The organism is Streptomyces cucumeris, assembly GCF_024295805.1.
Taxonomy (GTDB): domain Bacteria; phylum Actinomycetota; class Actinomycetes; order Streptomycetales; family Streptomycetaceae; genus Streptomyces; species Streptomyces cucumeris.
Genome location: NZ_JANCLX010000025.1, coordinates 1 through 21,721 on the forward strand (window position 1 = coordinate 1; position 21,721 = coordinate 21,721).

The window sequence follows — 21,721 nt, forward strand, 5'->3', positions numbered from 1 at the left end:
GGGCGTTACGGTGGATCACGAGGGCCTCCTGCCATCGGCGTAGATGTCGCAATCCACACCGAGCCAGAAGGCCCTCACCTCGTTCAAGCACCCAGCACGCGTGTCACCAACGTGCCGGGACAGCACACCTAGATCCGTTCAAGGCATATCTCTACGCCCGCTTCACCGAAGCCCAGGGCCAGGTCAGCGGCACCCGGCTGTTCCTGGAGATCCAAGCCCGCGGCTACCGCGGCAGCCGCCAGGTCGTCCGCAAACACCTCGCCGCCCTCCGCGCGCACCGCCGAACCGGTCAGGGCCGACATCCCCAGCCCCCGCAAGATCACCTCTTGCATCTTGAGGTCTCGGGAGACGCTCACCGAATGCCAGGACGAGCGGCTCCTTCAAGTCCGGATCGGCTGCCCGGACATCACCCGGGCCTGCGACCTCGCCCGGGCGTTCACCGACATGGTCCGTCACCGGCGCGGATATCTACTGCAGGAGTGGATCCGGCAGGCCGAGCAGGACGCACCGAAGCCCATGAAGGGCTTCGCTGGCTTCCTCCGCCAGGACCTCGACGCGGTGACCGCCGGCCTGACTCTGCCCTGGCCGTCCGGCGGCAACAACGAACCGCACCGAGCGCGCTGCTCTTGATACCGGACCGGGGCGTTGTCCTCAGTGCCCCCGGGCGATCCACTCGCTGAGGTACGGAGCCTCGGCTTGGATCGTGGTGGACTCACCGTGGCCGGTCCGGACCGTCGTATCGGGCGGCAGAGCCAGGAGGCGATCACGGATGGAGCGGATGATGGTGGGGAAGTGGGAGTACGACCGTCCGGTGGCGCCGGGCCCGCCCTTGAAAAGGGTGTCACCGGTGAACACCGTCTCCAGGGTCGGCGCGTGAAGGGAGATTGCTCCAGGCGTGTGGCCGGGGGTGTGGAGCGCCGTCAGTTCGGTCCCCGCGATGGAGATTCGGCGCATGTCTGAGAGGTAGCCGTCGGGGTTGCGGTCGGGGAAGACGTGGTTCCACAAGAGGCGATCATCGAGGTGAAGCAGGATCGGTGCACCGGTTGTGTCAGCGAGGGCCGGAGCTGCGGAGATGTGGTCGTCATGGCCGTGCGTACACACGATGGCCCGCAGGTGCCGGTCGCCGACGGCGTTTGAGATGACGTCAGCGTCATGAGCGGCGTCGATGACGATCACCTCGTGGTCGTCGCCGATGATCCAGACGTTGTTGTCGACGTCCCAGGTGCCGCCGTCCAGCGAGAACGTACCCGAAGTGACGAGGTGTTCGATGCGGGCGGCCATCAGAGCACCACCACCGAGCGCAGTACGTCGCCGCCGTGCATCCGCTCGAAGGCCTTCTCGACCTCGTCCAGGGCGATGGTCTCGGTGACGAAGGCGTCCAGGTTCAGACGGCCCTGCAGATAGAGGTCGATGAGCATCGGGAAGTCGCGGGAGGGCAGGCAGTCGCCGTACCAGGACGACTTCAGCGATCCGCCGCGCCCGAACACGTCCAGGAGCGGCAGCTCCAGCTTCATCTCCGGGGTCGGCACACCGACCAGGACGACCGTGCCGGCGAGGTCGCGGGCGTAGAAGGCCTGCTTGTACGTCTCCGGGCGGCCGACCGCCTCGATGACGACGTCGGCGCCGTGGCCGCCGGTCAGTTCGCGGATCCCCTCGACGGGGTCGGACTCCTTGGAGTTGACGGTGTGGGTCGCGCCCAGCTTGCGGGCGGTCTCCAGCTTCCGGTCGTCCAGGTCCACCGCGATGATCTTCGAGGCGCCGGCCAGGTTCGACCCGACGATCGCGGCGTCGCCGACGCCACCGCAGCCGATGACCGCCACGCTGTCACCGCGGCCGACATTGCCGGTGTTGATCGCGGCACCGATGCCCGCCATCACGCCACAGCCCAGCAGGCCGGCGGCGGCGGCTGACGCGGACCGGTCGACCTTGGTGCACTGCCCCGCCGCGACCAGCGTCTTCTCCGCGAACGCGCCGATGCCCAGCGCCGGGGACAGCTCCGTGCCGTCCTCCAGGGTCATCTTCTGCTTGGCGTTGTGGGTGTTGAAGCAGTACCAGGGGCGTCCGCGCAGACAGGCCCGGCACTGGCCGCATACAGCACGCCAGTTCAGAATGACGAAGTCACCGGGGACCACGTCGGTCACGCCCTCGCCCACCGACTCGACCACGCCGGCCGCCTCGTGCCCGAGCAGGAACGGGAAGTCGTCGTTGATGCCGCCCTGGCGGTAATGGAGGTCGGTGTGGCAGACCCCGCAGGCTTGGATCTTGACCACTGCCTCGCCCGGTCCCGGGTCGGGGATCACGATCGTCTCGATGGCGACGGGCGCGCCCTTCGAGTGTGCGACGACACCTTGTACGTGCTGGGACATTCCGATCACCTTGTTCTATTCGCTGAATGGGATGGGTGGGCGGGTGCAGCAGGCACCGCCTGCCGGCCCACGCACGGGGGGTTTCGAGGGCGCGCGTCGTCGGGTTCAGCCGGTGACGCGGCGAGCGGGTTCGTTCAGGCGGACTGGACCTGGCCGGCCCGGTCGTCGGACTGCTGCTTGTGTGTGGCCCTCAGGGGGACAGACCGCCAGTGATCCGCCGGCTGTATCGGTACTGATCCGAGTCTGTGCGCGACAAGTGGCCAGCCCCCATTGCTGGTCGACGACCAAGTCCAGTCCTTGTTCGAGGAAAACGGGCTTGAGTCGGCTGATGCGTGCCCTGAGTGCGCGCAGGGTCATGGGCAGGGCGGGGGTCCCCAGGAGCAGCCTCAGGTCGTGGCAGCAGACGACGGCACGTGCCCTGGCGAGGACGTCGAACAGCAGTCTCTGGCTTGTTGTCCCGCTCGGGCATGCGGGGGCCGAGGAGGGCAGCGTGCAGCGTCTGAGGTCCGCGTGGATGCGCCAGACCAGCTCGACCAGCGGCGCCTGCGGATCCAGGACGTCGCAGGCGCCCGCGTTCAACGCCGCCACGGTATTGGTCCTGTCCCGGCTCAGGAGGGCCACCGGGGCGGTGAGGGATGTCGCGCGTACCAGCCGGGTTAGGACGTCGACCTCGGTGGCGGGCGCATTGAGCAGGATCATTGGCGGCCTTTGCTGCAGGATTGCAGCGAAGGCGTGTTCGGTTCCCCAGCGCAGGGCGCCGCTGGGGGTCAGGCCGCTCAGGTCCGGACGGACTGCCCATGTCGACGGCCCGTCGATCGACAACATCAGCGGTGGCCTGGGGAGGGCCCGCGAGACGGCCGGGGTGCGCACGGTCGTGGGAGGTTCCATGCCTGGTGCCTCACGTACTGGGATTTCGTCGTGGCTGAGTTCCTGGGTCGGCGGGCGCCTGGCTCACAGGAGCTGGTTGAGGGCGATCTCGAAGGCGGTGCCGGCGACTCGGACGCGTGCCTGTGAGCGTGCGTGGCACTGACGCAGTGCGGTGGCGATCGTGGATGACACGTCGTTGAAAATCGCCTCGTCGGTGATCTCGAGGTCGTTCTGCATCAGAAGGGCGAAGGTGCGGGCCATGCCGCAGTTCGCGATGAAGTCCGGAATGACGGCGACGCTGTGGTCCGCGTGTTCGTAGACCGGTCCGTAGAAGATCTCCGCGTCGGCGAAGGGCACGTTGGCGCCGCTGGCGATGACTTCCAGGCCGTGAGCGGTCAGACGATCGACCTGCTCCTGGTCGACCAGGCGTGAGGCGGCGCACGGCAGGAAGATCTCCGCGCCCGTGTCCCAGATAGTTGTGTTGATTTCACCGAAGGGCACGAGGCCGTCGGCTCGCAGCGTGTTGCCGTCTCTGGCCAGGAACAGTTCGCGGATCTCGGAGAAGCTATATCCGTCGGGGTTGACCAGCCCGCCGTTGCGGTCGATCACGCCGACCACGCGCGCGCCCTGTTGCGTCGCGTAGTAGGCGGCGGCGGCCCCGACATTGCCCCAGCCCTGGACGATGACGCGCTTGTCTGTGATGTCACCGCCGTAGGTGGCGTAGTAGTGCCGCACGGACTCTGCCACGCCCCAGCCTGTGACGAGGTCGGCCACGGTGTACCTGCGCTGCGCGTCGGGGGTGAAACGCGGGTCCTCGACGGCTTTGGACACGCCCTCGCGGAGCTGGCCGACGCGCTGGATGAGTTCTCGTGTGCCTCCTCCGAAATGGCCGTTGACCACTCCTTCCTGCGGATGCCACAGTCCGTGGCTTTCTGTGATCGGTACGACATCCTGCATCTCGTCGACGTTCAGGTCACCGCCGGTGCCGTAGTACTCCTTCAGCAGCGGGGTGACCGCCTTGTACCAGCGGCGCAGCACGTCATGCTTGCGGGGGTCCGAAGGATCGAAGTCGATACCGGACTTCGCTCCGCCGATCGGCGGTCCCGCCACGGTGAACTTGATCTCCATCGTCTTCGCCAGGGATTCGACCTCGCGACGGTCCAGTCCCTGGCGCATACGCGTTCCGCCTCCGGCGGCGCCACCGCGCAGAGAGTTGATCACGACCCACCCCTTGGCGGGCGTCTCGGAGTCGTTCCACTCGAAGACTATCTCTGGTGCTTCGTTTTCGAATTGGGCAAGCAGGCTTTTCATGATTCCTCTTCAAAGGGCAAGCAAAGAAGGCAAAGGGGAAAGGGGCCTGGGGGCGTGCTCCCGGGCAGAGTCAGCCGAGGCAGACGGCGAAGTCCGGTTCCGTCAGGGTCCGGACCTCGTCGACCGTGACACCGGGGGCGAGTTCGCGCAGGACGAGCCCGGAGGCGGTGACGTCGAGGACGCAGAGATCGGTGATGATCCGTTGGACGACGCGGCGGCCGGTCAGCGGCAGGGAGCACTCCCGGACGACCTTGTGGGCGCCGCCCTTGGAGGTGTGCTCCATGAGCACGATGACCTTTTTGGCTCCGTGGACGAGGTCCATGGCCCCGCCCATGCCCTTGACCATCTTGCCGGGGATCACCCAGTTGGCGATGTCGCCGTCGGCGGAGACCTGCATGGCGCCGAGGATCGCCGTGTCGACCTTGCCGCCGCGGATCATCCCGAAGGACGTCGCCGAATCGAAGAAGGAGGCGCCCCGGCGCACACTGACGGTCTCCTTGCCGGCGTTGATCAGGTCGGGGTCCTCGTCTCCCTCGTACGGGTAGGCGCCGACGCCCAGGATGCCGTTCTCCGAGTGCAGCACGATCTCGATGTCTTCGGCGATGTGATTCGGTACGAGTGTGGGCAGGCCGATGCCCAGGTTGACGTAGGCGCCGTCACTGAGTTCCCGGGCGGCACGGGCGGCCATCTGCTCTCGGGTCAAGGTCACGGTCACGGTCTCCTGTCCTGTGGGGCGTTGCCCGCCGCGGACAGCCCGTCCGCGGCCGGGCGCTGCCTGTTGGTGCGGCGCTCGATGCGTTTGTCTCCGGCCTGTTCGGGTGTGAGGGGCAGGACGCGATGGACGTAGATGCCGGGGAGGTGGATCGCGTCCGGGGCCAGTTCACCGGGCTCCACCAGATGCTCGACCTCGGCGATGGTGACGCGTCCGGCCATGGCACACAGGGGGTTGAAGTTCCGGGAGCTGCGGCGGAACACGAGGTTGCCGTGGCGGTCGCCCTTCCAGGCCCGGACGAGGCCGAAGTCGGCGACGATGGCTTCCTCCAGCACGTAGCTGCGGGTGTTCCCCCCGATGTGGAAGTCCCTGGTCTCCTTGGGCGGGGAGGCCACGGCGACGCTGCCGTCGGGGTGGTAGCGCCACGGCAGGCCGCCGTCGGCGACCTGCGTTCCGGTGCCGGTGAGGGTGTAGAAGCCGGGGATGCCCGCGCCGCCAGCCCGCAGCCGTTCCGCGAGGGTGCCCTGCGGGGTGAGCTCGACCTCCAGCTCGCCAGCCAGGTACTGCCGTGCGAACTCCTTGTTCTCTCCCACGTACGAAGCGACGACCCTGCGGATGCGGCGGTCACGGAGCAGAATCCCCAGGCCCCAGTCGTCCACACCGCAGTTGTTGGAGGCGATCTCCAGATCGCCCACACCCGCCTCGTGCAGGGCGTGGATCAGTGCGCTGGGGATTCCGCAGAGTCCGAATCCGCCCACCGCCAAGGACGCCCGGTGGCCGATCCCTGCGATGGCTTCACCGGCGGAGGAAACAACCTTGTCCACTATCGGGTCCCTTCATGGGCGGATGGTGCCCCTGACGGGGCGGGCGGTTCCGGCGTGGGCAGCACGGTGCCTCTGACCTCGCCCAGGCCGACGCGGGTGCCGGCCGGGCCGGGAGCGGTGGCGGTGATGACCACCTCGTCGCCGTCCTCCAGAAAGGTGCGGCGGCCTCCGGGCACGGTCAGGGGTTCGAGACCGTTCCACGTCAGCTCGATGAGGGAACCGCGGCTGTCCTTGGTGGGGCCGCTGATGGTGCCCGAAGCGAAGAGGTCCCCGGTGCGCAGTCGGGCGCCGTTGACCGTCATGTGGGCGAGCTGCTGCGCTGCGGTCCAGTACATCTGGGCGAAACCCGGCTCACTGATAGTGGTCCCGTTGAGAGCGACCTCCAGCCGTACGTCCAGGCCCCAGGCGGCCTCCTGGCTGTCGTCGAGGTAGGGGACCGGTTTCGGATCCCGGGGCGGGGGAGCGACGCGTGCCGACCGGAGAGCGGACAGCGGGACGACCCAGGGCGAGACGGACGTGGCGAAGGACTTGCCGAGGAACGGCCCGAGCGGGACGTACTCCCAGGCCTGAAGGTCGCGTGCCGACCAGTCGTTGACCAGGCACACTCCGAAGACGTGGCTGTCGAAGTCGTCGAGGGCGACGGTCTCCCCCATGGCGGTCGGCACGCCGACGACGAAGCCGAGTTCCGCTTCGATGTCCAGCCGTAGGCTGGGCCCGACGGTGACGTCCCCCGCCGCGGAGCGCCGCTGCCCTCGGGGGCGGATCACCGGGGTGCCGGACACCACGACGGTCCCGGCCCGGCCGTGATAGCCGATCGGCATGTGCTTCCAGTTCGGCGTCAGGGGTTCCGAACCGGGCCGGAACATCCTGCCCAGATTCGCGGCATGGTGCTCGGAGGCGTAGAAGTCGGCGTAGTCCGCGACCGTGAACGGCAGCAGCATCGACACGTCGTGGGCGGACAGCAGGAACGGGGATACGGATTCCTGGTACGAGGCGTCGCAGAGCCACTCGGTGAGTGCGGTTCGGACGTGGCTCCAGGTCGCCGGGCCGGCCGCGAGGAACCGGTCGAGTGAGCCCGCGGCGAAGAGGTCCTCGTCCGTGACAGCCAGCATCCTCCAGGCCGCCGTCACATCCAGAATGTGGTCCCCGATCGCTACACCGACGTGCGGCAGGCTGTCAGGTCCGGTGAACGAGCCGTAGGGCAGGGTCTGCGGTCCGAAGGGGTGGTCCGGGCGCATGGGCACCCATGAGCGGCTTGGTGTGGGCGGGCGGGTCGGCATGTCAGTCCTTTCCGATCAGTGTCAGAGCCCCGAGGCCGGTCATGGGTTCGTCGATGCTGCAGGTGCCGAAGGAGGTGAACCAGGTGCGTGCGGCGGCGAGGCGGGCCGGTGTGCAGGCGGCTCGAACCCTGTCGGCTGTTCTGTCGGCCAGTACGCGGGCGACGGTGTGTTCGTCCGCGCCGTCACCGGCCGCGGCGGTGGCCGCGAGCGCGTTGAGGAAGCCGTGATGCTCGAACCCGGTGGCGGCGCCGGTGTGGCGGATGGCCTGGTGCAGGCCCGCGGTGAGCTTGAAGGGAACTCCCGCCCGAACGGCCTGCACCAGACCCTTGGCCAGGGCCGTCTCGTTGGGGAAGGCCCCTGGCTCGGTACCTCCCGTACGGAACTTGACGCGCCACCCGGCCTCGGCTGCCATCCGCACGTCCGCGGGCACTTCCTCACCAAGGGTCACCTCGGCGTAGACGGTCGCTGTGCGGGGCAGCGCGGCGGCGAAGTACGCCGGACCGTAGCCCGAGTGCGCGGGTTCCAGCAGGAACTCCACCGCCTCCAGCTGGACTCGCGGATGGGCCCGTACGGCGGCCAGCGTCTCGGGCAGCGCCTCCCACTCCCGCACCACCAGCGACAACGCCAACATGGGACCCGGCACAGCGAGTCTGTCAGCCAGTTCGCGCCACCGGCGGTCGGTGCAGACGAAGGGCCCCACCATGGGGCCGTACCAGGCTGTCCGGTGCTCGAAGTGACGCGCGACGGCCGTGGTCATGGGGGCGTTTCCGGGTGGGAACAGCGCCGCGTCGTCGAAGAGTCCGCGGAAATGTCCCGGCACAGGCTCCTGCGCGGGAGCCAGGTGTGCGGGGGTGGACGAGGGCGTCATGGCGACACCCGCCCCTGAGACCAGGACCAGGCGTACACCCCGTCGTCGGCGGCCTGACCGACCTCACCCAGTTCCAGCGGTCGAAACGTGTCGACCATGACCGCCAGCTCGTCGAAGAACTCGGCCCCCAGGCTGCGCTCGACGGCGCCGGGCTGAGGTCCGTGCGCGTGGCCTCCCGGGTGCAGGGACACCGAGCCGGGACCGATTCCGGATCCCTTGCGGGCCTCGTAGTCACCGCCGACGTAGAACATCACCTCGTCGGAGTCGACGTTGGAGTGGTAGTAGGGCACGGGGACGGCCAGCGGGTGGTAGTCCACCTTGCGGGGCACGAAGTTGCAGATGACGAAGCCCGCCCCTTCGAAGACCTGGTGGGCTGGCGGCGGCTGGTGGATGCGCCCGGTGATCGGCTCGTAGTCCGAGATGTTGAACGCGTACGGGTAGAGACACCCGTCCCACCCGACCACGTCGAAGGGGTGGTCCGGCACGACGTGCACGGTTCCTGCCAGCCCGCCGGGACCGGATCCGCGGTGCTTGACGTAGACCTCGACGTCCTGCTCCTCCACCACGCGCGGGTCGGCGGGCACCCGCAGGTCGCGCTCGCAGTACGGCGTGTGCTCCAGAAACTGCCCGTAATGCGACAGGAACCGCCTTGCCGGGGTGATGTGGCTGTTCGCCTCGATCACGTACAGCCGGAGGGGGTACGGGCCGTCGGGCACCCACCGGTGTGTGGTGGCCCGGGGCAGGATCACGTAGTCGCCGGCTCCCACCCGCAGGTCGCCGAAGACTGTTTCCACCGTCCCTGAGCCCGACTCCACGAAGACGCACTCGTCGCCGGTCGCGTTCCGGTACAGCGGAGAGGGCCGGTCGGCGGCAACGTAGGCGATCCGCACGTCACCGTTGCCCAGGACCAGGCGCCGACCGGTCACCGCGTCGGCGGACTTCCCTGCCTGCCCGGGAAAGAGGTCGTGGAGCCGCAGATGCCGTGGCAGGAGGGGCTGGTTGGCGATGGTCGAGTGGTCGGGCAGTTCCCACGGTCGGGCGTCGGTGAGAGCCGACGGGATACCGACGTGGTACAGCAGGGAGGAGTCCGAGGAGAAGCCCTCCTCGCCCATCAGCTCCTCGTAGTACAGCGTGCCCGCCGGGCCGCGGTGCTGGGTGTGGCGCTTGCGCGGGAGGTTCCCGACGCTGAGGTAATGAGCCATCAGCTGCTCCTTGCAGGGGGTGTCGTATCGTGACCTGGGCGGCTAGAAGTTTCCGCGCCGCTCCTGCTCGCGCTCCAGGGCCTCGAAGAGCGCCCGGAAGTTGCCCTTGCCGAAGCCGAGCGAGCCGTGACGCTCGATGAACTCGAAGAAGACCGTGGGCCGGTCGCCGATCGGCTTGGTGAAGATCTGCAGGAGGTAGCCGTCCTCGTCGCGGTCGACGAGGATGCCGCGCTTCTGCAACTCCTCGATGGGCACTCGCACTTCACCGATACGGGACCGCAACTGCGGTTCCTCGTAGTAGGAGTCCGGCGTGGCGAGGAACTCGACGCCCTCCGCGCGCAGGCAGTCGACGGTACGCAGGATGTCGTTCGTCGCCAGGGCCAGGTGCTGGGCGCCGGGGCCCTGGTAGAACTCCAAGTATTCGTCGATCTGGCTCTTCTTCTTGCCGACGGCCGGCTCGTTCAGCGGGAACTTGACCCGATGGTTGCCGTTGGCCACCACCTTCGACATCAGCGCCGAGTACTCCGTCGCGATGTCGTCCCCGATGAACTCCGCCATGTTGGTGAAGCCCATGACGCGGTGGTAGAAGTCGACCCACTCGTCCATACGGCCCATCTCCACGTTGCCCACCACGTGATCCAGGGCCTGGAAGAGGCGCTTCGGCGCGTCCGGACGCTTGGTGTAGGAGGAGGCCCGCGCCACGTAGCCGGGCCGGTAGGAGCCCTGGTAGCGGGAACGGTCCACCAGACTGTGCCTGGTGTCGCCGTAGGTGGCGATGGCCGCGACCCGGAGCGTCCCGTGCTCGTCGGTGACATCGTGGGGTTCCTCCACCACGGTGGCGCCCTGGGCCCGGGCGTGCTCGACGCAGCGGTCGACGTCCGGCACCTCCAGAGCGATGTCGACGACTCCGTCCCCACGGCGGCGGTGGTGGTCGAGCAGCGGGCTGTCAGGGGCGACAGCGCCCTTGAGGACGAACCTCACGGCACCGCTCTTGAGTACGTAGGCGTTGTGGTCCCGGTTGCCCGTCTCCGGACCCGAGTAGGCCACCAGCTCCATGCCCAGCGCCGACTGGAAGAAGTGCGCCGACTGTGTGGCGTTGCCGACCACCCACTCCACGGCGTCCCACCCGGTCACCGGAAAGGGGTCGGTCGAGTCGTCGTACGAGACGAGGCCGACCAGCTGCTTCAGCTCGTCGAGACAGAGGTTGGCCAGACGTTCCTGATCGGTGAGGTTCTGCTCAAGGCTCATGGTTCCTCCGTTGGCTGGATACCGAAGATGCGGTGAGGATGGGCGGGAGTATGAGTCCATGAGCAGATCGATGTGCAACATGTTAAGTTGCTGCTGGGCAAGCTGCTCATTTCTGCTACCGAAACTCACTTGGTGCTATACAGAGCGCATAGCTAATGCACTTCGATTGGGAACGAGGGTGACTTGCCGTGTTCGACGAACTCGATGTGGCCCTGCTGAAGACGCTCAGGGATCACCCCCGGGCGGGACAGCTGGAAGTGTCCCGGCTGACCGGTGTGGCACGAGCGACCGTTCAGGCGCGCATCCACAAACTGGAGAGCGCGGGCATCGTCACCGGTTATGGGCCGGACGTCGATCTGCGCGCCGCCGGCTACACCGTGCAGGCCTTCGTGACGCTGGAGATCGCGCAAGGCGCCCTGGACGCCGTCCAGGGCGAGCTGGAGGGCCATCCCTCCGTCGTGGAAGCCTTCGCCACCACGGGAACGGGTGACGTCCTGTGCCGGATGGCCGCCCGCAGCCAGGAAGAGCTCCAGCAGGCGCTGCTGGACATCAACCGCTCACCGAACATCGCGCGCTCCATGAGCGTGGTGATTCTTTCGACTGTGGTCGAGACTCGTTCCCTGCCGCTGCTCGAAGCGCACGCACGCGCCGGGGGACGAGCCCCGGCCTACCGCCGTGCCCACCGCGCACCGGGTGGGAGGCGTGCGGCGGACGACCGGGAGGCCTGAGGGCATCCGGCGCCCGCGGACGGCCGGATGTGCTCCATCCCCAGGGGTTGCTTGCCGCTTGTGCAGAAGAACGCGGCCCGCACGGAACGATCGTTCAGCCCTTCGCGGAGTATTCAGCCGATCGATCATCACTGAGAGGCCCCGCGGCTCGATCGGTCCATCAGCGGTCACTCTTGCGCCATGAGGACACCGACTTCCACGACCGGGTCGGCCAAGCGGGCTTCGCTCGGTGCGGCCATCACGATCGAAGCCCTTGACGACGACCCGTTTACCATCTATCAGCGCCTCCGCGACGAGGAGCCTGTCGCGTGGGTTCCCGCGGCCCATGCCTATCTGATCACGAGGTGGGACGACGTCCACCGCGTCTGCCGCGACGCCGAGACGTTCAGCGCCGCGGTCCATGACTCCCCTCTGTCACAGTCGATCGGACCGAACCTCCTGCACAGCGACGGCGCGTATCACGATCGTCTGCGCGCACCGTTGACGGAAGGCCTGCGCCCCTCGGTGATCAAACGGACCATGGAAGGCGCCATCCAGGACACTGTCCGCGGTCTGCTCGCGGAATTCCGTCCTGGCGAGGTGGTGGACCTCGTCACCGGATTCGCCCAGACCCTCGCTGTTCGAGTCCTGCAGAGGGTGACCGGGCTGCCCGAGATACCCGTCGCGGTGTTTACGGAATGGGTGGACGGGATCGCCGCTGGCGCCGCCAACTACGAGCGTGACCCGGACAAGCAGCGGCGAGCGGACGAGGCAAGCGCCGCCGTGGACGACATGCTGCGCGACCAGCTGCGACTCGGCCCGAAGCCGGGCACTTTGCTGGCGGGCCTCACGGCGAGCGGTGCCACGTTCGAAGAGATCGCCGCAACGACCAAGCTGCTGATCATCGGCGGCATGCAGGAGCCGCGAGACCTGTTCGGGCACGCCCTCATCGCCTACCTGACCGACCCTGCCGTCCGTCAGGAGATCGACCGGGACAAGACCATGATCGCCCGCCTGATCGAGGAGGCTCTCCGGATCGGCGCTCCGGTGGGAACCGTCACCAGGCGGGTGACCAAGCCGACCCGCGTTGCGGGGCAGCTCCTGGACGAGGGGTCGCTCGTCCTCGCCGTCCTCGCATCCGCGAACCGGGACCCCAGGCACTGGGACGAGCCGGACGAGTTCCGTCTGCTGCGTGAGCACAACCAGCATCTGTCGTTCAGCGCGGGGGTGCACGCATGTGTGGGCTCCATGCTGGCACGTGCTCAGGCACACACGGCGCTGGAAGAGTTCCTCACGGCCTACCCGGCCATCCAGCTCGCCGAAGAACCGGTGATCCGAGGGTGGGAGTTCCGAGGCCCGACCCAGTTGAAGGTCAGGCTCGGAAACGCGTCCGGACCGTCGGTCGGCGCTCTGGCCGTTGCCGCTCACTCCGCGCCTGCCGTCCCGCTGCGCGTTCTCGACATCGACAGATCCAGCGGTGACGCGGCGATCATCACCGTCGGGCGTGAAAAGGGCGGCGAGCTGCCTCCATGGACCCCCGGAGCGCATGTCGATCTCACGTTCGATCACGCCGGGCAAACGTTTCGCAGATCCTACTCACTGTGCGGTGACCCCGCCGACCGATCCACATGGCGTTTCGGCGTACGCAGGGCCGCTCAGTCGCGCGGCGGCTCGGCATTCCTCGTCGAAGAGCTCATGACAGGCGCCCGCCTGGAAGCGGCGCCGCCCCGCAACGCCTTCGCACTGACCCCCGCCCCCGCCTGCCTCCTGGTAGCAGGGGGGATCGGCATCACTCCGCTGCTTCCTATGGCCCGGTCCTTGGCGGCGTCCGGCGCGTCGTGGCAGCTCCTGTACATCGGCCGAGACCGGGACTCGATGCCCTTTCTCGACGAAGTGGAAGCACTGGGCCCCGCAGCCGAGATATGGACGACCAAGGACCGAGGCCGACCGGTCTTGACGGAATGGCTGGGCTCCCTGCCACAGGGCGGTGAGGTGTACGCCTGCGGCCCCTCAGGGCTGCTGGACGAACTCGCGGCCTCGGTCACCGGGTACTCCGGTATCAGCCTGCGTGTGGAGCGGTTCGGCTCATCGGCCGGCGCCGCCGCAGCGTCCGGCGGCCGGGCGTTCAGCGTCCGACTGGCTCGCGCCCAGAAGGAGCTCATGGTTCCGGCTGACAGGACACTCCTTGAGACGCTGGAAGAGGCCGGGGTCATGATACCGTCCACCTGCCGCGAAGGTATCTGCGGATCGTGCGAGACTGCGGTCCTGGAAGGTGCGGTGGATCACCGCGACCAGGTGCTCTCCGACGAAGAGAAGGAGCGAGGCGACCTCATGCTCGTCTGTGTGTCCCGATGCAGAGGCGAACACCTGACCCTCGACCTCTGAGGCGTGCCGAGGAATCCGCGTGGAGCTGGACGACATTGATCTGGCCCTGCTGCGTGCACTGAACGCGGACGGGCGCCTGTCCGCATCCGAGCTGGCCGCAAAAGCGAACGTGTCACGTGGCACGGTGTACTCACGTCTGGAGAGGCTTCAGCGGGCAGGAGTGATCCGCGGCTTCACGGTTGATGTGGACGAACACAGGCTGGGCCTGGAAGTCACGGCTCTCGTGCTGGTCTCCGCCGGCCAGTTCAGATGGCGGGAGATGAGCAGTGAACTGGCGGCCCTGCCTGAGGTCCAGTTCGCGGGGTACCTCACGGGCGGCTTCGACATCGTGCTCCTCGTGAGGGTTCGCGACACGGACGCCCTGCGCGCTCTTGTATTCGAAAAGCTGCAGAGCATCCAGGGGGTGAGATCGACACAGACCCTGACGGTCGTCGAAGAGGTGGTGGACCGGCCCAACATCATTCCCACCGAATGATGCCGGGCGCCCCAGTTCGGTCACATTCCGGGTTTCCCTGAGCCGTCACCGCGCGGCTCACCGACGACGACCGCATCGCCGCCTGCACCCCGACCGGAGGCAAACCAGGCGGGCGCGGCTGTCGGGCGGTCGGCGAAGACCTGCGTTCCGCGCAGTCACAATTGCGGCTACGACAGCCCAAGAGTTGCTGGCCATTCCGGGTGGTAGGTGCAAATCGTCGCCGCGGCAGGTTCCGGCGGCAGCTCCGTCTCAATGCTGGTCTTTTCGAAGAACTCGCGGCCGCCAGTAGGCCTTCTCCGGGTTGATGACGCGCAGGTGCACGAACTGCGTCAGCACCGCAGGGTCGCGCTCTTCGCTGAACCGCAGCACCCCCAAAGCCCTTTCCGATACGGGAACTTGGTCCTCACCGTCGTCGTCCTGGCCGTCCTCTTCGCCAACGCCGCACTACCAGCGCCGAGGCGATGATCTACTGGTCGATGACCCTGCTCATGACCCGCCGCCTGGCCCTCTCACCCCGCGGGCGAGCGTGAACCGGCCCGGCGCCGGCTCGGCCAGCCAGCCCCGCGCGACCAGGCGTTTCGCCTTCGACCTCAGCGCCTCCACCCGCGCCGGAACCACGTCCATGCCGAACAAGGTGGCCATCTCCTGGCAGGTCAGCGGCCCCTGCCCCAGCCGGGTCCGCTCCGCGAGCGCGGTGAGGATGCGCTGGGCCCTGGCGGTGGCTTCTCGGATGGGTGAGCGTCGGGCGGGGTGGAGTCCTGGCTACTGTCCGACCGTGCCGGTGAAGTTCCCGGAGGGGCAGGTGACGGCCCAGGCTGCCTCGATCATCCGGAAGATCTCGTCCAACGCGGCGTCCGGATCGGGCGCCTCACGGGCCAGTGAGTAGGCGTCGATCACGAACCTCGCGATCGTCCGGCTCGCCGTTGTGGTCTGTGACAGGTCGGGGTCGGCGGCGATGGCCTTTGCCAGCGACTCCGCGTGGCGCAGCCTCATCGACTCCTCGTACTCCCGTAGGGCGGGAGACTCGTCGATCATGCGCCAGATCGGGGTGGCGCCGTCCGCCGTGCAATGTCGGACCAGGGACTGGATCTCGCGGCGCAGCGCGGGGATGAGCGGCTCATCCGGGGCCCGGTCGGTGACCGCCTGGGTGAGGCGTTGTTCGAAGTCGTCGTCCTGCTCGAACACCAGGGCCTCTTTTGAGGCGAAGTGGGAGAAGAGCGTGGTGACGGCCACGTCGGCCTCAGCGGCCACGTCACGGATTCCCACTGCGTCGTACCCGCGCTCCAGGAACAGCCGCAGGGCCGTGTCGGCGATCTTCTGGCGGGTCGCGGCCTTCTTGCGCTCACGGCGTCCGGGCGGCACGGTCATGCCCTGACGCTATCAGATACAGACCTGTATCAACTCCAAAAAGCTAACGGTTAGTGTTACGGTCGCCGCATGAAGAAAGTGAGCTTCGCCGAGTTCGGCGGACCGGACGTTCTGCACCTCGTGGACGCCGAGGAGCCCCACGCGGGCCCAGGCCACATCCGCATCGCTGTACGGGCGGCGGGCGTGAACCCCGTCGACTGGAGGATTCGTGAAGGCCAGAAGCTGGGAGCCCATCCGATCGAGTTGCCCTCCGGAGTCGGGCTGGACGCCGCCGGGGTGGTGGACGAAGTCGGCGAGGGCGTCGAGGAAGTCGAGGTCGGCGACCATGTGTTCGGCGAAGGTTCCAGCACCTATGCCGAGTTCGCCGTGCTGTCGGCCTGGGCCCGGATGCCCGAGGGTGTGACGTTCGAGAACGCGGCCGGATACCCCTCGGTGGTGGAGACAGCACTGCGCATCATCCGCGAGGTCGGTGTGCAACCCGGGCAGACACTGCTGGTCAGCGGCGCGTCCGGAGGAGTCGGCTCAGCGGTACTGCAGATCGCCCGCGACCGCGGCATCACCGTGATCGGCACGGCCGGCGCCGCGAACCAGGACTATCTGCGCAGCCTGGGCGCCCTCGCCACGACGTATGGCGAGGGCTGGGTCGAGCGGGTGCGGCAGCTCGGCCATGTCGACGCCGCCCTCGATCTGGCCGGCTCCGGCGTGATCCGCGGACTCGTCGACCTGACCGGGAACCCGCAGAAGGTCATCTCCATCGCCGATCTCGGCGCGCCGGAACTCGGTGTCCGATTCTCCGGCGTAGCCGGGAACGTGCCGGAAGCGCTCACCGTGGCCGCCGACCTCATCGCGCGGGGAAGACTCCATATCCCCATCGAGAAGTCGTACACGCTCGCCGATGCCGCCACAGCGCACATCAACAGCCAAACAGGCCACACACGCGGACGCCGGGTCATCGTCACCTGAAAGTGAGATGGCCGATCGGGCTCACGTTTCGCCCATCACCACACCAACGACCGACCTGGTCAGCAGAGGTTGGGCTGTAGGCGTGAGGTGCTGGTCGACGGCAGGGTGGTGGCCGCCACCCGGACGCGCCGCAACGCGCCGACGGAACTGGGGGGCGAGCTCGCCGAGGACGGCGCCCCCTCGCCCCTTCACCGTTCGCGTCGGGCTCACGGTTGTCCCCGGCGGTGAGCCCTTGTGCACCCTGGAGACCGGCGGGCAGTCGTATCTCATGCCGGTCCTCCCGCTCACCCGGGCCTGAACGGTGGCCCGCCGAGCCCATGCCCCCGGCCGAGCCGTGGGCCCGCCGGCGCGAGACCGCGGCCGGCCACCGGTCCGGCCCGAGACGCGCCCTCAGGCAGGGACGAAGACGTCCTCGTGGGCCCCGTCGAGGATGAATCCGTTGTCGAAGCGGACCCGCACGCTCACGCGAGGCCCCCGTTCCTGGAAGGCGGTCCACGCAGGTTCCAGAGAGCCGACCTTCTCTTCGAGCTGCCTCCTGCTCTCCGTGGGCATCCCGCCCCCATAGGCGTCGAGCAGCGACTTGAGCCGCTCGTACTCGCGCACGTCATCGCTCTCGTCCTGGTGGGCGACCACCTGCTCGACAGTCCCGCCGGTGCCCGCCGCCAGGGACAGGAACCCGACGACGACCCCCGACACCTCGGCCGAATCGGTCAGCCTGGTGTCCGCCGCCAGCACCACCCGCTGGCCTGCCTTCAGAGTCATCTGCGCCCCATCTCCCCTGCATCGGCTACGTCCACTACGCCCGCGCGGCGCAGGAACGCCTCGACGAGGCGATCGGTGAACGCCTGGTCTACGGGTTCCGCCGTCACCAGGACGCGGTGGTAGACCGGTCCCACGAGTTGGTCGATCTCCGCCGCCATGTCGAGGCCGGCGGCGAGCTGGCCGCGTTCCACCGCGCGTTCCAGCGGGAGTCGGTCGCGTCGGCGCTGTTCGTCGAGGTACCCGGACCGCAGGGCGGCGGCGAACTCGGGATCGTGCTGGGCGTGCCCGATGAGGGCCTTGAAGACGGCGCCCGCGTCGGACCGGGTGAGGAACAGGGCCAGTTGGCGCAGGTGGGCGCGCAGGTCCGGGGCCAGGTCGCCGTGGTCCGGCGGGGTCAGGGCTTCGGCCGCGTCCTGGAGGAAGGCGTCCAGGAGGATGTCGGTCTTGGTCTTCCACCAGCGGTAGACGGTCTGCTTGGCGACGCCGGCCCGGGCGGCGATGCCCTCGATGGTGACGCCGGTGAAGCCCTTCTCGACCAAGAGGTCGTCGACCGCCTCCAGCACTGCCTGCCGGGCCTGTTCGCTGCGGCCGTGCCTGTTGCCGTGGTGGCGTGCCGCCGGTTCCGGCCCGGCCGCCGCGGCGGCCGTACTTCCTCGTTCCATGTCTGCCTCCTGGGGCCAGAGTAGGCTAGACCATCTAGACGCAACGCAACGGTGCGTCTAGTCTAGGTTCATGACACCCACCAGCACCCTCGAAGACCCCCGCGTCGCCTCCGCCCTCACCCGGATGTTCCGGCATTCCGAGCAGGACGAGGCGACCAGCAGGCGGGTCCGGGCGTCGTGGCCCCAGGGCTTCGCGCCCCTCGGCCCGCAGGAGCAGGCCGACGCCAACGCCGAGGTGTACATGCCGATTTCCGCCCAGGGTGGCCGCCTCCTCTACAACCTGATCCGGGCTGCCCGCCCCGCCACCGTCGTCGAGTTCGGCACGTCCTTCGGTATCTCCACGCTCCATCTCGCCGCCGCGGTGCGCGACAACGGAACGGGGCGGGTGATCAGTACGGAACTGAGCGCCGCCAAGGCCGCGGCCGCACGCCGGACGTTCGCCGAGACGGGGCTGGAGGACCTGATCACCGTCCTCGAAGGAGATGCCCGCGACACCCTCGCCACAGTCGCCGGCTCCGCGGACTTCGTCCTCCTCGACGGCTGGAAGGACCTGTGCCTGCCCGTCCTGCGACTCCTCGAACCACGCCTCGCACCCGGCACCCTCGTCGTCGCCGACGACGTCGACCTGGAGGACCTCGCGCCCTACCTCGACTACGTCCGTGACCCCCGGAACGGCTACCAGAGCGTCACGTTCCCCGTGGAGGACGGCATGGAAATCAGCTGCCGCCTCTAGACCTGCATGACGTCGTGATAGTTGCGGGTACCGCCTTCTGCGCGGCAGTGGAACCCGGTACGACATTGGTCGTGACGCGTAGGCAACTCACGGATGCCCAGTGGATGTTCATCCCGCCGCGGACCGCAGGTGCCGTCCGCTAGCACTGGTCCCGACCGCAGGGCAGGCCGGGAACAGCCCGCCTATCGTCCCCGTGCTCGACAGAGTGCGAGTCCGCCTGCCCGTCGGCCGTCCTCGCAGCAGCCGGCTCGGCCGCCGCGGATGCCCGGACAGCTACCTCGTCGGCCGCCGCCTCCGCGCCGCAATGACCCGGATCGACGACCTGCTCAAGACCGCCGAACGATCACGACATCACACCGGCCCTGCTTCCCGGCCGGAGCCGGTCTGCCGGGGAGCGGCGGCGCGGCGGGGCCGCGCAGAGGGCGGGCGGCGACACAGAGCGCGGGGGCTCCGCCGCCCGCACGCAGGACGCCCAGCCGCGGACGTGTCTGGGCACTTGGCATATATGCCTCTGCGAACTCATCTATTCGACATACCGCACACAGCGCGTCAGCAAAGAAGTAACCATGCAACGCTGGCAAATCGCGCTTGTCCGGGGCATGATCCTCTTCTGATGACCCGACAGGCTCGCCGCTCGGAGAGCCTGTGAGTGAAGAGAGTGAGGGGCGCATGTCCCGTATCAAGCGCGTTCTGACCGTGGCGGTCGGCGCCGCCGCCTGCTTCGCCCTGGCGCAGGCCCCGGCGAACGCCGTCGGGTCCTGGCACATCGCGGACGCGTCGAACGGTCGCGGAACCGGGGCGTTCAACAGTATCGACAACAACAAGTTCCGGATCGCGGACACCAAGAAGGACGGCTACGGCATGGTGCTCCGCATCAAGCTCCCCGGCCGCGACGAGATCACGTCGTGCGACGACCGGAACGGTGCCGACAACGGGTTCGAGTACTGCAGGATCAGAAGCATCCCGCGCAACACCGAGGTCCAGTTCAAGGCCTGTGCGAAGGACTTCAGCGGCGACCTCCCGGGGTGGATCGACTGCTCTTACTGGATCAAGGACTACACCAGGTAAGAGGTGGGCGGGCGGGTGGCGCTGCCGAACGCGAAGGTTGCGCCACCCGCCGGCGGAATGCCCAGGCGCGTCCGCGCCTGATCTCCCTTATGCCCGGCAGGAATCGACGGTCGGTGCCGGTTGTCCGGCGCACTCATTCCCTCGGACCGCGGACCTGTCGGTGTCGGCGTGCCCGGCTTCTCGTCCGATGCGCCGGCCGTGTCAGCCATGCCGGCCTTCTTCATCCGATCCGTCTGCGCAGCCACCGAGCACCACCGCCACGGCGGTGACCGGACACCGGCACCGCGGTTCAAGGCGGCTTGCCATTGTTCAGATACCCGCTGCCCGTGCCGTGAACAACTCTGCTGAGGGCCGGTCAGCCGGCAAGATTTGGTTCCGGTCCAGATGACGGCAGGCCCGGTCCGCTCCGTTCCCCTCTCAGCGATGGCTCAGGGCGCGACAGGTGGGTGTCGTGAGGCCCGTGTAGTCGGCGACGTGGCCTTCGAAGAGGATGGTTCCACCGTGCCTCCCGGGCCCGGGGCCGAGGTCGATCAGCCAGTCGGCCTGCTCGAGGGCCAATCTCAAAGAGGTCGATCATCAAGAAGAGCGGGTAGCCGGGAGACTGAGGGTGGTCGCTTGCTTGTGTAGCGCGGCTGAACGGTCCCTCCGGCCGACTCCGTACGAGCCCGCCGCGCATGGGCATGCAGCCGAGGCACAGGCAGCCCGGGCATCGAGGTCGCCGTCACGGCCCAATCCTGTAGTGGAGGTCGTAGTGCGAACCGTCGCCCGACAGCGTTATCACATGCTCGCCCCGGTTTTCGGAGGTGACCAAGAACATTCCGATCTCGTCATCACCGCTCCCTGAATCCGCTTCCTTCACCCATACCTTTTCAGAGGCTAGGAATTGTCTGGATTCAACTAGCTCCCACTCGTCCCCCTCCCCCATATCGTTATCGAAGAACATCAAATCATCAAAACCGAAGATGATTCGCACCTGGTCGGCCCCGAATCCGTCCGTGGTTTCCCAGCACTTTAGTCCTAGCAATTGGAACGTAGCCATGCCCTAGCCTTCCCTTCCGACTGGTATTTAGATCGAATATCTCCAGCAGGTTCGCGGGTTCTCGGTGCGCCAGTGTTATCCGACATCCGGACGGATGCTCGCATGGGAGCCCCACTTTCATGATTCTGTCGTGATGTCAGTCATGCAACTCGGATGCATTGAGCTTCTTCGGGCTGGCCACCGATCAGCAACGGTCCGTGACGCGCAACGAGCGCGGCCCCCGAGCTGCTGATCGAGATGTCTGACGTCTCAATCACGTTGCTCGGGGGCCTCGCTCGCCATCCTGCTGCACTCGACCTGTGGCTTCGTCACTGACGTGCGACAGCGTTCATCACCGAGTCCGGGCAGCACTTGATGATCACAGGGCCGGAAAATGTCGATGAGAACTGACACCAGTCAGGTGCTTACGTCCTCGGTGGGGAACCGGGAGGAGGCGCTCTACCGGCGGACCGCCGCGATCAGTCCGCCGGGCCGCTCCTCGCGCTGCGGCGGGGTGCTGCACAGGGGGAAAGATGCCAGCCCGAGACGCCGCCCACGCAACGGCCTACCGGACCATGCTCGGGTGGCCGGTCGCCCGGGGCCACCGTTTCCGGCCGAGGGGCGGCTGCACCTGCCGCGACGAGGCCAGCCCCAGTACCGCGTGGCTGGCCCCCGGCGCCCGGCCGTTTCCGCGATGGAGCCTCATCCCGACTGAACGGATCTACGACGAGTTCGAGGCGCCGGGCGTATCAGTCATCACCCCCACGCAGCCCTTCGACGCCGTGGCCTACCCCCGCCAGCTTGGCATGGCCATCATGGTCCACCTCGACCGCCGCGGCCCCGTGCCGTACCTGACGGCCCGTTACCACGCAACGCTGCTGGTACTACCGGGCACCGGCTGC

Annotated in this window: 22 protein-coding genes and 2 pseudogenes; 8 read left to right on the forward strand and 16 right to left on the reverse strand. The window is 67.9% G+C overall.

Annotated elements, in window-relative coordinates; all coding sequences use genetic code 11:
* Window positions 1-128 precede the first annotated feature (128 nt).
* Window positions 129-302: a hypothetical protein gene (locus tag NMK44_RS29160; protein WP_254748649.1), complete on the reverse strand. Its 174-nt coding sequence runs from the start codon at window positions 300-302 to the stop codon at window positions 129-131.
* A gap of 31 nt (window positions 303-333) precedes the next feature.
* Here NMK44_RS29160 and NMK44_RS29165 point away from each other — a divergent pair, with 31 nt between their 5' ends.
* Window positions 334-630, forward strand: a complete 297-nt coding sequence (locus NMK44_RS29165; protein WP_254748651.1) for a hypothetical protein — start codon at window positions 334-336, stop codon at window positions 628-630.
* A gap of 21 nt (window positions 631-651) precedes the next feature.
* Here the strand turns inward: NMK44_RS29165 and NMK44_RS29170 are convergent, their stop codons facing one another.
* From NMK44_RS29170 to hppD, 10 genes are all read right to left on the reverse strand, one after another.
* A complete protein-coding gene (locus tag NMK44_RS29170) occupies window positions 652-1,281 on the reverse strand; it encodes an MBL fold metallo-hydrolase (protein WP_254748653.1) in 630 nt (209 codons plus the stop codon).
* Window positions 1,281-2,366 carry an S-(hydroxymethyl)mycothiol dehydrogenase gene (locus tag NMK44_RS29175; RefSeq protein WP_254748655.1) on the reverse strand — a complete coding sequence of 362 codons (1,086 nt, stop codon included), beginning with the start codon at window positions 2,364-2,366 and terminating at the stop codon, window positions 1,281-1,283. The genes NMK44_RS29170 and NMK44_RS29175 overlap by 1 nt, the downstream gene beginning before the upstream one ends.
* Before the next feature lie 105 nt (window positions 2,367-2,471).
* Window positions 2,472-3,191 carry a response regulator gene (locus NMK44_RS29180; RefSeq protein ID WP_254748657.1) on the reverse strand — a complete coding sequence of 240 codons (720 nt, stop codon included), beginning with the start codon at window positions 3,189-3,191 and terminating at the stop codon, window positions 2,472-2,474.
* A gap of 126 nt (window positions 3,192-3,317) precedes the next feature.
* Entirely contained in the window at window positions 3,318-4,544 is a 1,227-nt protein-coding gene (locus NMK44_RS29185) for a Glu/Leu/Phe/Val dehydrogenase dimerization domain-containing protein (RefSeq protein ID WP_254748659.1), read from the reverse strand.
* Window positions 4,545-4,614: 70 nt separating this feature from the next.
* Window positions 4,615-5,253, reverse strand: a complete 639-nt coding sequence (locus NMK44_RS29190) for a CoA transferase subunit B (RefSeq protein WP_254748661.1) — start codon at window positions 5,251-5,253, stop codon at window positions 4,615-4,617.
* A gap of 2 nt (window positions 5,254-5,255) precedes the next feature.
* Window positions 5,256-6,080, reverse strand: a complete 825-nt coding sequence (locus NMK44_RS29195; RefSeq protein WP_254748663.1) for a CoA transferase subunit A — start codon at window positions 6,078-6,080, stop codon at window positions 5,256-5,258.
* Window positions 6,080-7,360 (reverse strand): fumarylacetoacetase, encoded by a 1,281-nt coding sequence (gene fahA, locus NMK44_RS29200; protein ID WP_254748665.1) that lies wholly within the window; start codon window positions 7,358-7,360, stop codon window positions 6,080-6,082. Before fahA ends, NMK44_RS29195 begins: the two co-directional genes overlap by 1 nt.
* Before the next feature lies 1 nt (window position 7,361).
* On the reverse strand, window positions 7,362-8,180 hold the full coding sequence (locus NMK44_RS29205) for a hypothetical protein (RefSeq protein WP_254748667.1): 819 nt from the start codon (window positions 8,178-8,180) through the stop codon (window positions 7,362-7,364).
* A gap of 44 nt (window positions 8,181-8,224) precedes the next feature.
* Window positions 8,225-9,430 (reverse strand): homogentisate 1,2-dioxygenase, encoded by a 1,206-nt coding sequence (locus tag NMK44_RS29210; RefSeq protein WP_254748669.1) that lies wholly within the window; start codon window positions 9,428-9,430, stop codon window positions 8,225-8,227.
* A 42-nt stretch (window positions 9,431-9,472) separates the two neighbouring features.
* A complete protein-coding gene (hppD, locus tag NMK44_RS29215; protein ID WP_254748671.1) occupies window positions 9,473-10,678 on the reverse strand; it encodes a 4-hydroxyphenylpyruvate dioxygenase in 1,206 nt (401 codons plus the stop codon).
* A 188-nt stretch (window positions 10,679-10,866) separates the two neighbouring features.
* Here hppD and NMK44_RS42470 point away from each other — a divergent pair, with 188 nt between their 5' ends.
* The 3 genes from NMK44_RS42470 to NMK44_RS29230 all read left to right on the forward strand — a co-directional run bounded on the left by NMK44_RS42470 (window position 10,867) and on the right by NMK44_RS29230 (window position 14,245).
* Window positions 10,867-11,406, forward strand: coding sequence for an Lrp/AsnC family transcriptional regulator (locus NMK44_RS42470; protein ID WP_254748673.1), 540 nt, complete (start codon window positions 10,867-10,869; stop codon window positions 11,404-11,406).
* A gap of 180 nt (window positions 11,407-11,586) precedes the next feature.
* Complete coding sequence (locus NMK44_RS29225) at window positions 11,587-13,770, forward strand: cytochrome P450 (RefSeq protein WP_254748675.1); 2,184 nt, start codon at window positions 11,587-11,589, stop codon at window positions 13,768-13,770.
* 19 nt (window positions 13,771-13,789) lie between these two features.
* On the forward strand, window positions 13,790-14,245 hold the full coding sequence (locus NMK44_RS29230; protein ID WP_254748677.1) for an Lrp/AsnC family transcriptional regulator: 456 nt from the start codon (window positions 13,790-13,792) through the stop codon (window positions 14,243-14,245).
* Window positions 14,246-14,731: 486 nt separating this feature from the next.
* Here the strand turns inward: NMK44_RS29230 and NMK44_RS29235 are convergent.
* A pseudogene (locus NMK44_RS29235) lies at window positions 14,732-14,953 on the reverse strand (hypothetical protein); the annotation flags it as partial.
* A 54-nt stretch (window positions 14,954-15,007) separates the two neighbouring features.
* Complete coding sequence (locus tag NMK44_RS29240; RefSeq protein WP_254748679.1) at window positions 15,008-15,613, reverse strand: TetR/AcrR family transcriptional regulator; 606 nt, start codon at window positions 15,611-15,613, stop codon at window positions 15,008-15,010.
* Window positions 15,614-15,682: 69 nt separating this feature from the next.
* Here NMK44_RS29240 and NMK44_RS29245 point away from each other — a divergent pair, with 69 nt between their 5' ends.
* On the forward strand, window positions 15,683-16,576 hold the full coding sequence (locus NMK44_RS29245; protein ID WP_254748681.1) for an NADP-dependent oxidoreductase: 894 nt from the start codon (window positions 15,683-15,685) through the stop codon (window positions 16,574-16,576).
* A 390-nt stretch (window positions 16,577-16,966) separates the two neighbouring features.
* Here the strand turns inward: NMK44_RS29245 and NMK44_RS29250 are convergent, their stop codons facing one another.
* Both NMK44_RS29250 and NMK44_RS29255 read right to left on the reverse strand, forming a co-directional pair.
* Window positions 16,967-17,338, reverse strand: coding sequence for a hypothetical protein (locus NMK44_RS29250; protein ID WP_254748683.1), 372 nt, complete (start codon window positions 17,336-17,338; stop codon window positions 16,967-16,969).
* The gene (locus NMK44_RS29255; protein WP_254748685.1) at window positions 17,335-18,000 is read right to left on the reverse strand and encodes a TetR/AcrR family transcriptional regulator; all 666 of its coding nucleotides are present in this window, start codon (window positions 17,998-18,000) and stop codon (window positions 17,335-17,337) included. The genes NMK44_RS29250 and NMK44_RS29255 overlap by 4 nt, the downstream gene beginning before the upstream one ends.
* Window positions 18,001-18,070: 70 nt before the next feature.
* On the opposite strand from NMK44_RS29255, the gene NMK44_RS29260 reads away from it, so the two are divergent.
* The 3 genes and pseudogenes from NMK44_RS29260 to NMK44_RS29270 all read left to right on the forward strand — a co-directional run bounded on the left by NMK44_RS29260 (window position 18,071) and on the right by NMK44_RS29270 (window position 19,801).
* Window positions 18,071-18,733, forward strand: coding sequence for an O-methyltransferase (locus NMK44_RS29260; protein WP_254748687.1), 663 nt, complete (start codon window positions 18,071-18,073; stop codon window positions 18,731-18,733).
* A 91-nt stretch (window positions 18,734-18,824) separates the two neighbouring features.
* A pseudogene (locus tag NMK44_RS29265) lies at window positions 18,825-19,073 on the forward strand (hypothetical protein); the annotation flags it as partial.
* 329 nt (window positions 19,074-19,402) lie between these two features.
* A complete protein-coding gene (locus tag NMK44_RS29270) occupies window positions 19,403-19,801 on the forward strand; it encodes a hypothetical protein (protein ID WP_254748689.1) in 399 nt (132 codons plus the stop codon).
* Between the two features lie 721 nt (window positions 19,802-20,522).
* Here the strand turns inward: NMK44_RS29270 and NMK44_RS29275 are convergent.
* Window positions 20,523-20,840 carry a hypothetical protein gene (locus NMK44_RS29275; RefSeq protein ID WP_254748691.1) on the reverse strand — a complete coding sequence of 106 codons (318 nt, stop codon included), beginning with the start codon at window positions 20,838-20,840 and terminating at the stop codon, window positions 20,523-20,525.
* Window positions 20,841-21,721: the final 881 nt, after the last annotated feature.

What these genes read in the sequence shown, in the direction of transcription:
- NMK44_RS29240 (WP_254748679.1), bottom strand. Translation starts at nt 15,613, where the DNA reads ATGACCGTGCCGCCCGGACGCCGTGAGCGCAAGAAGGCCGCGACCCGC.
- NMK44_RS29255 (WP_254748685.1), bottom strand. Translation starts at nt 18,000, where the DNA reads ATGGAACGAGGAAGTACGGCCGCCGCGGCGGCCGGGCCGGAACCGGCG.
- NMK44_RS29250 (WP_254748683.1), bottom strand. Translation starts at nt 17,338, where the DNA reads ATGACTCTGAAGGCAGGCCAGCGGGTGGTGCTGGCGGCGGACACCAGG.
- fahA (WP_254748665.1), bottom strand. Translation starts at nt 7,360, where the DNA reads ATGCCGACCCGCCCGCCCACACCAAGCCGCTCATGGGTGCCCATGCGC.
- NMK44_RS29225 (WP_254748675.1), top strand. Translation starts at nt 11,587, where the DNA reads ATGAGGACACCGACTTCCACGACCGGGTCGGCCAAGCGGGCTTCGCTC.
- NMK44_RS29260 (WP_254748687.1), top strand. Translation starts at nt 18,071, where the DNA reads ATGACACCCACCAGCACCCTCGAAGACCCCCGCGTCGCCTCCGCCCTC.
- NMK44_RS29170 (WP_254748653.1), bottom strand. Translation starts at nt 1,281, where the DNA reads ATGGCCGCCCGCATCGAACACCTCGTCACTTCGGGTACGTTCTCGCTG.
- NMK44_RS29185 (WP_254748659.1), bottom strand. Translation starts at nt 4,544, where the DNA reads ATGAAAAGCCTGCTTGCCCAATTCGAAAACGAAGCACCAGAGATAGTC.
- NMK44_RS29160 (WP_254748649.1), bottom strand. Translation starts at nt 302, where the DNA reads ATGTCGGCCCTGACCGGTTCGGCGGTGCGCGCGGAGGGCGGCGAGGTG.
- NMK44_RS29175 (WP_254748655.1), bottom strand. Translation starts at nt 2,366, where the DNA reads ATGTCCCAGCACGTACAAGGTGTCGTCGCACACTCGAAGGGCGCGCCC.
- hppD (WP_254748671.1), bottom strand. Translation starts at nt 10,678, where the DNA reads ATGAGCCTTGAGCAGAACCTCACCGATCAGGAACGTCTGGCCAACCTC.
- NMK44_RS29210 (WP_254748669.1), bottom strand. Translation starts at nt 9,430, where the DNA reads ATGGCTCATTACCTCAGCGTCGGGAACCTCCCGCGCAAGCGCCACACC.
- NMK44_RS29245 (WP_254748681.1), top strand. Translation starts at nt 15,683, where the DNA reads ATGAAGAAAGTGAGCTTCGCCGAGTTCGGCGGACCGGACGTTCTGCAC.
- NMK44_RS29180 (WP_254748657.1), bottom strand. Translation starts at nt 3,191, where the DNA reads ATGTTGTCGATCGACGGGCCGTCGACATGGGCAGTCCGTCCGGACCTG.
- NMK44_RS29270 (WP_254748689.1), top strand. Translation starts at nt 19,403, where the DNA reads ATGTCCCGTATCAAGCGCGTTCTGACCGTGGCGGTCGGCGCCGCCGCC.
- NMK44_RS29275 (WP_254748691.1), bottom strand. Translation starts at nt 20,840, where the DNA reads ATGGCTACGTTCCAATTGCTAGGACTAAAGTGCTGGGAAACCACGGAC.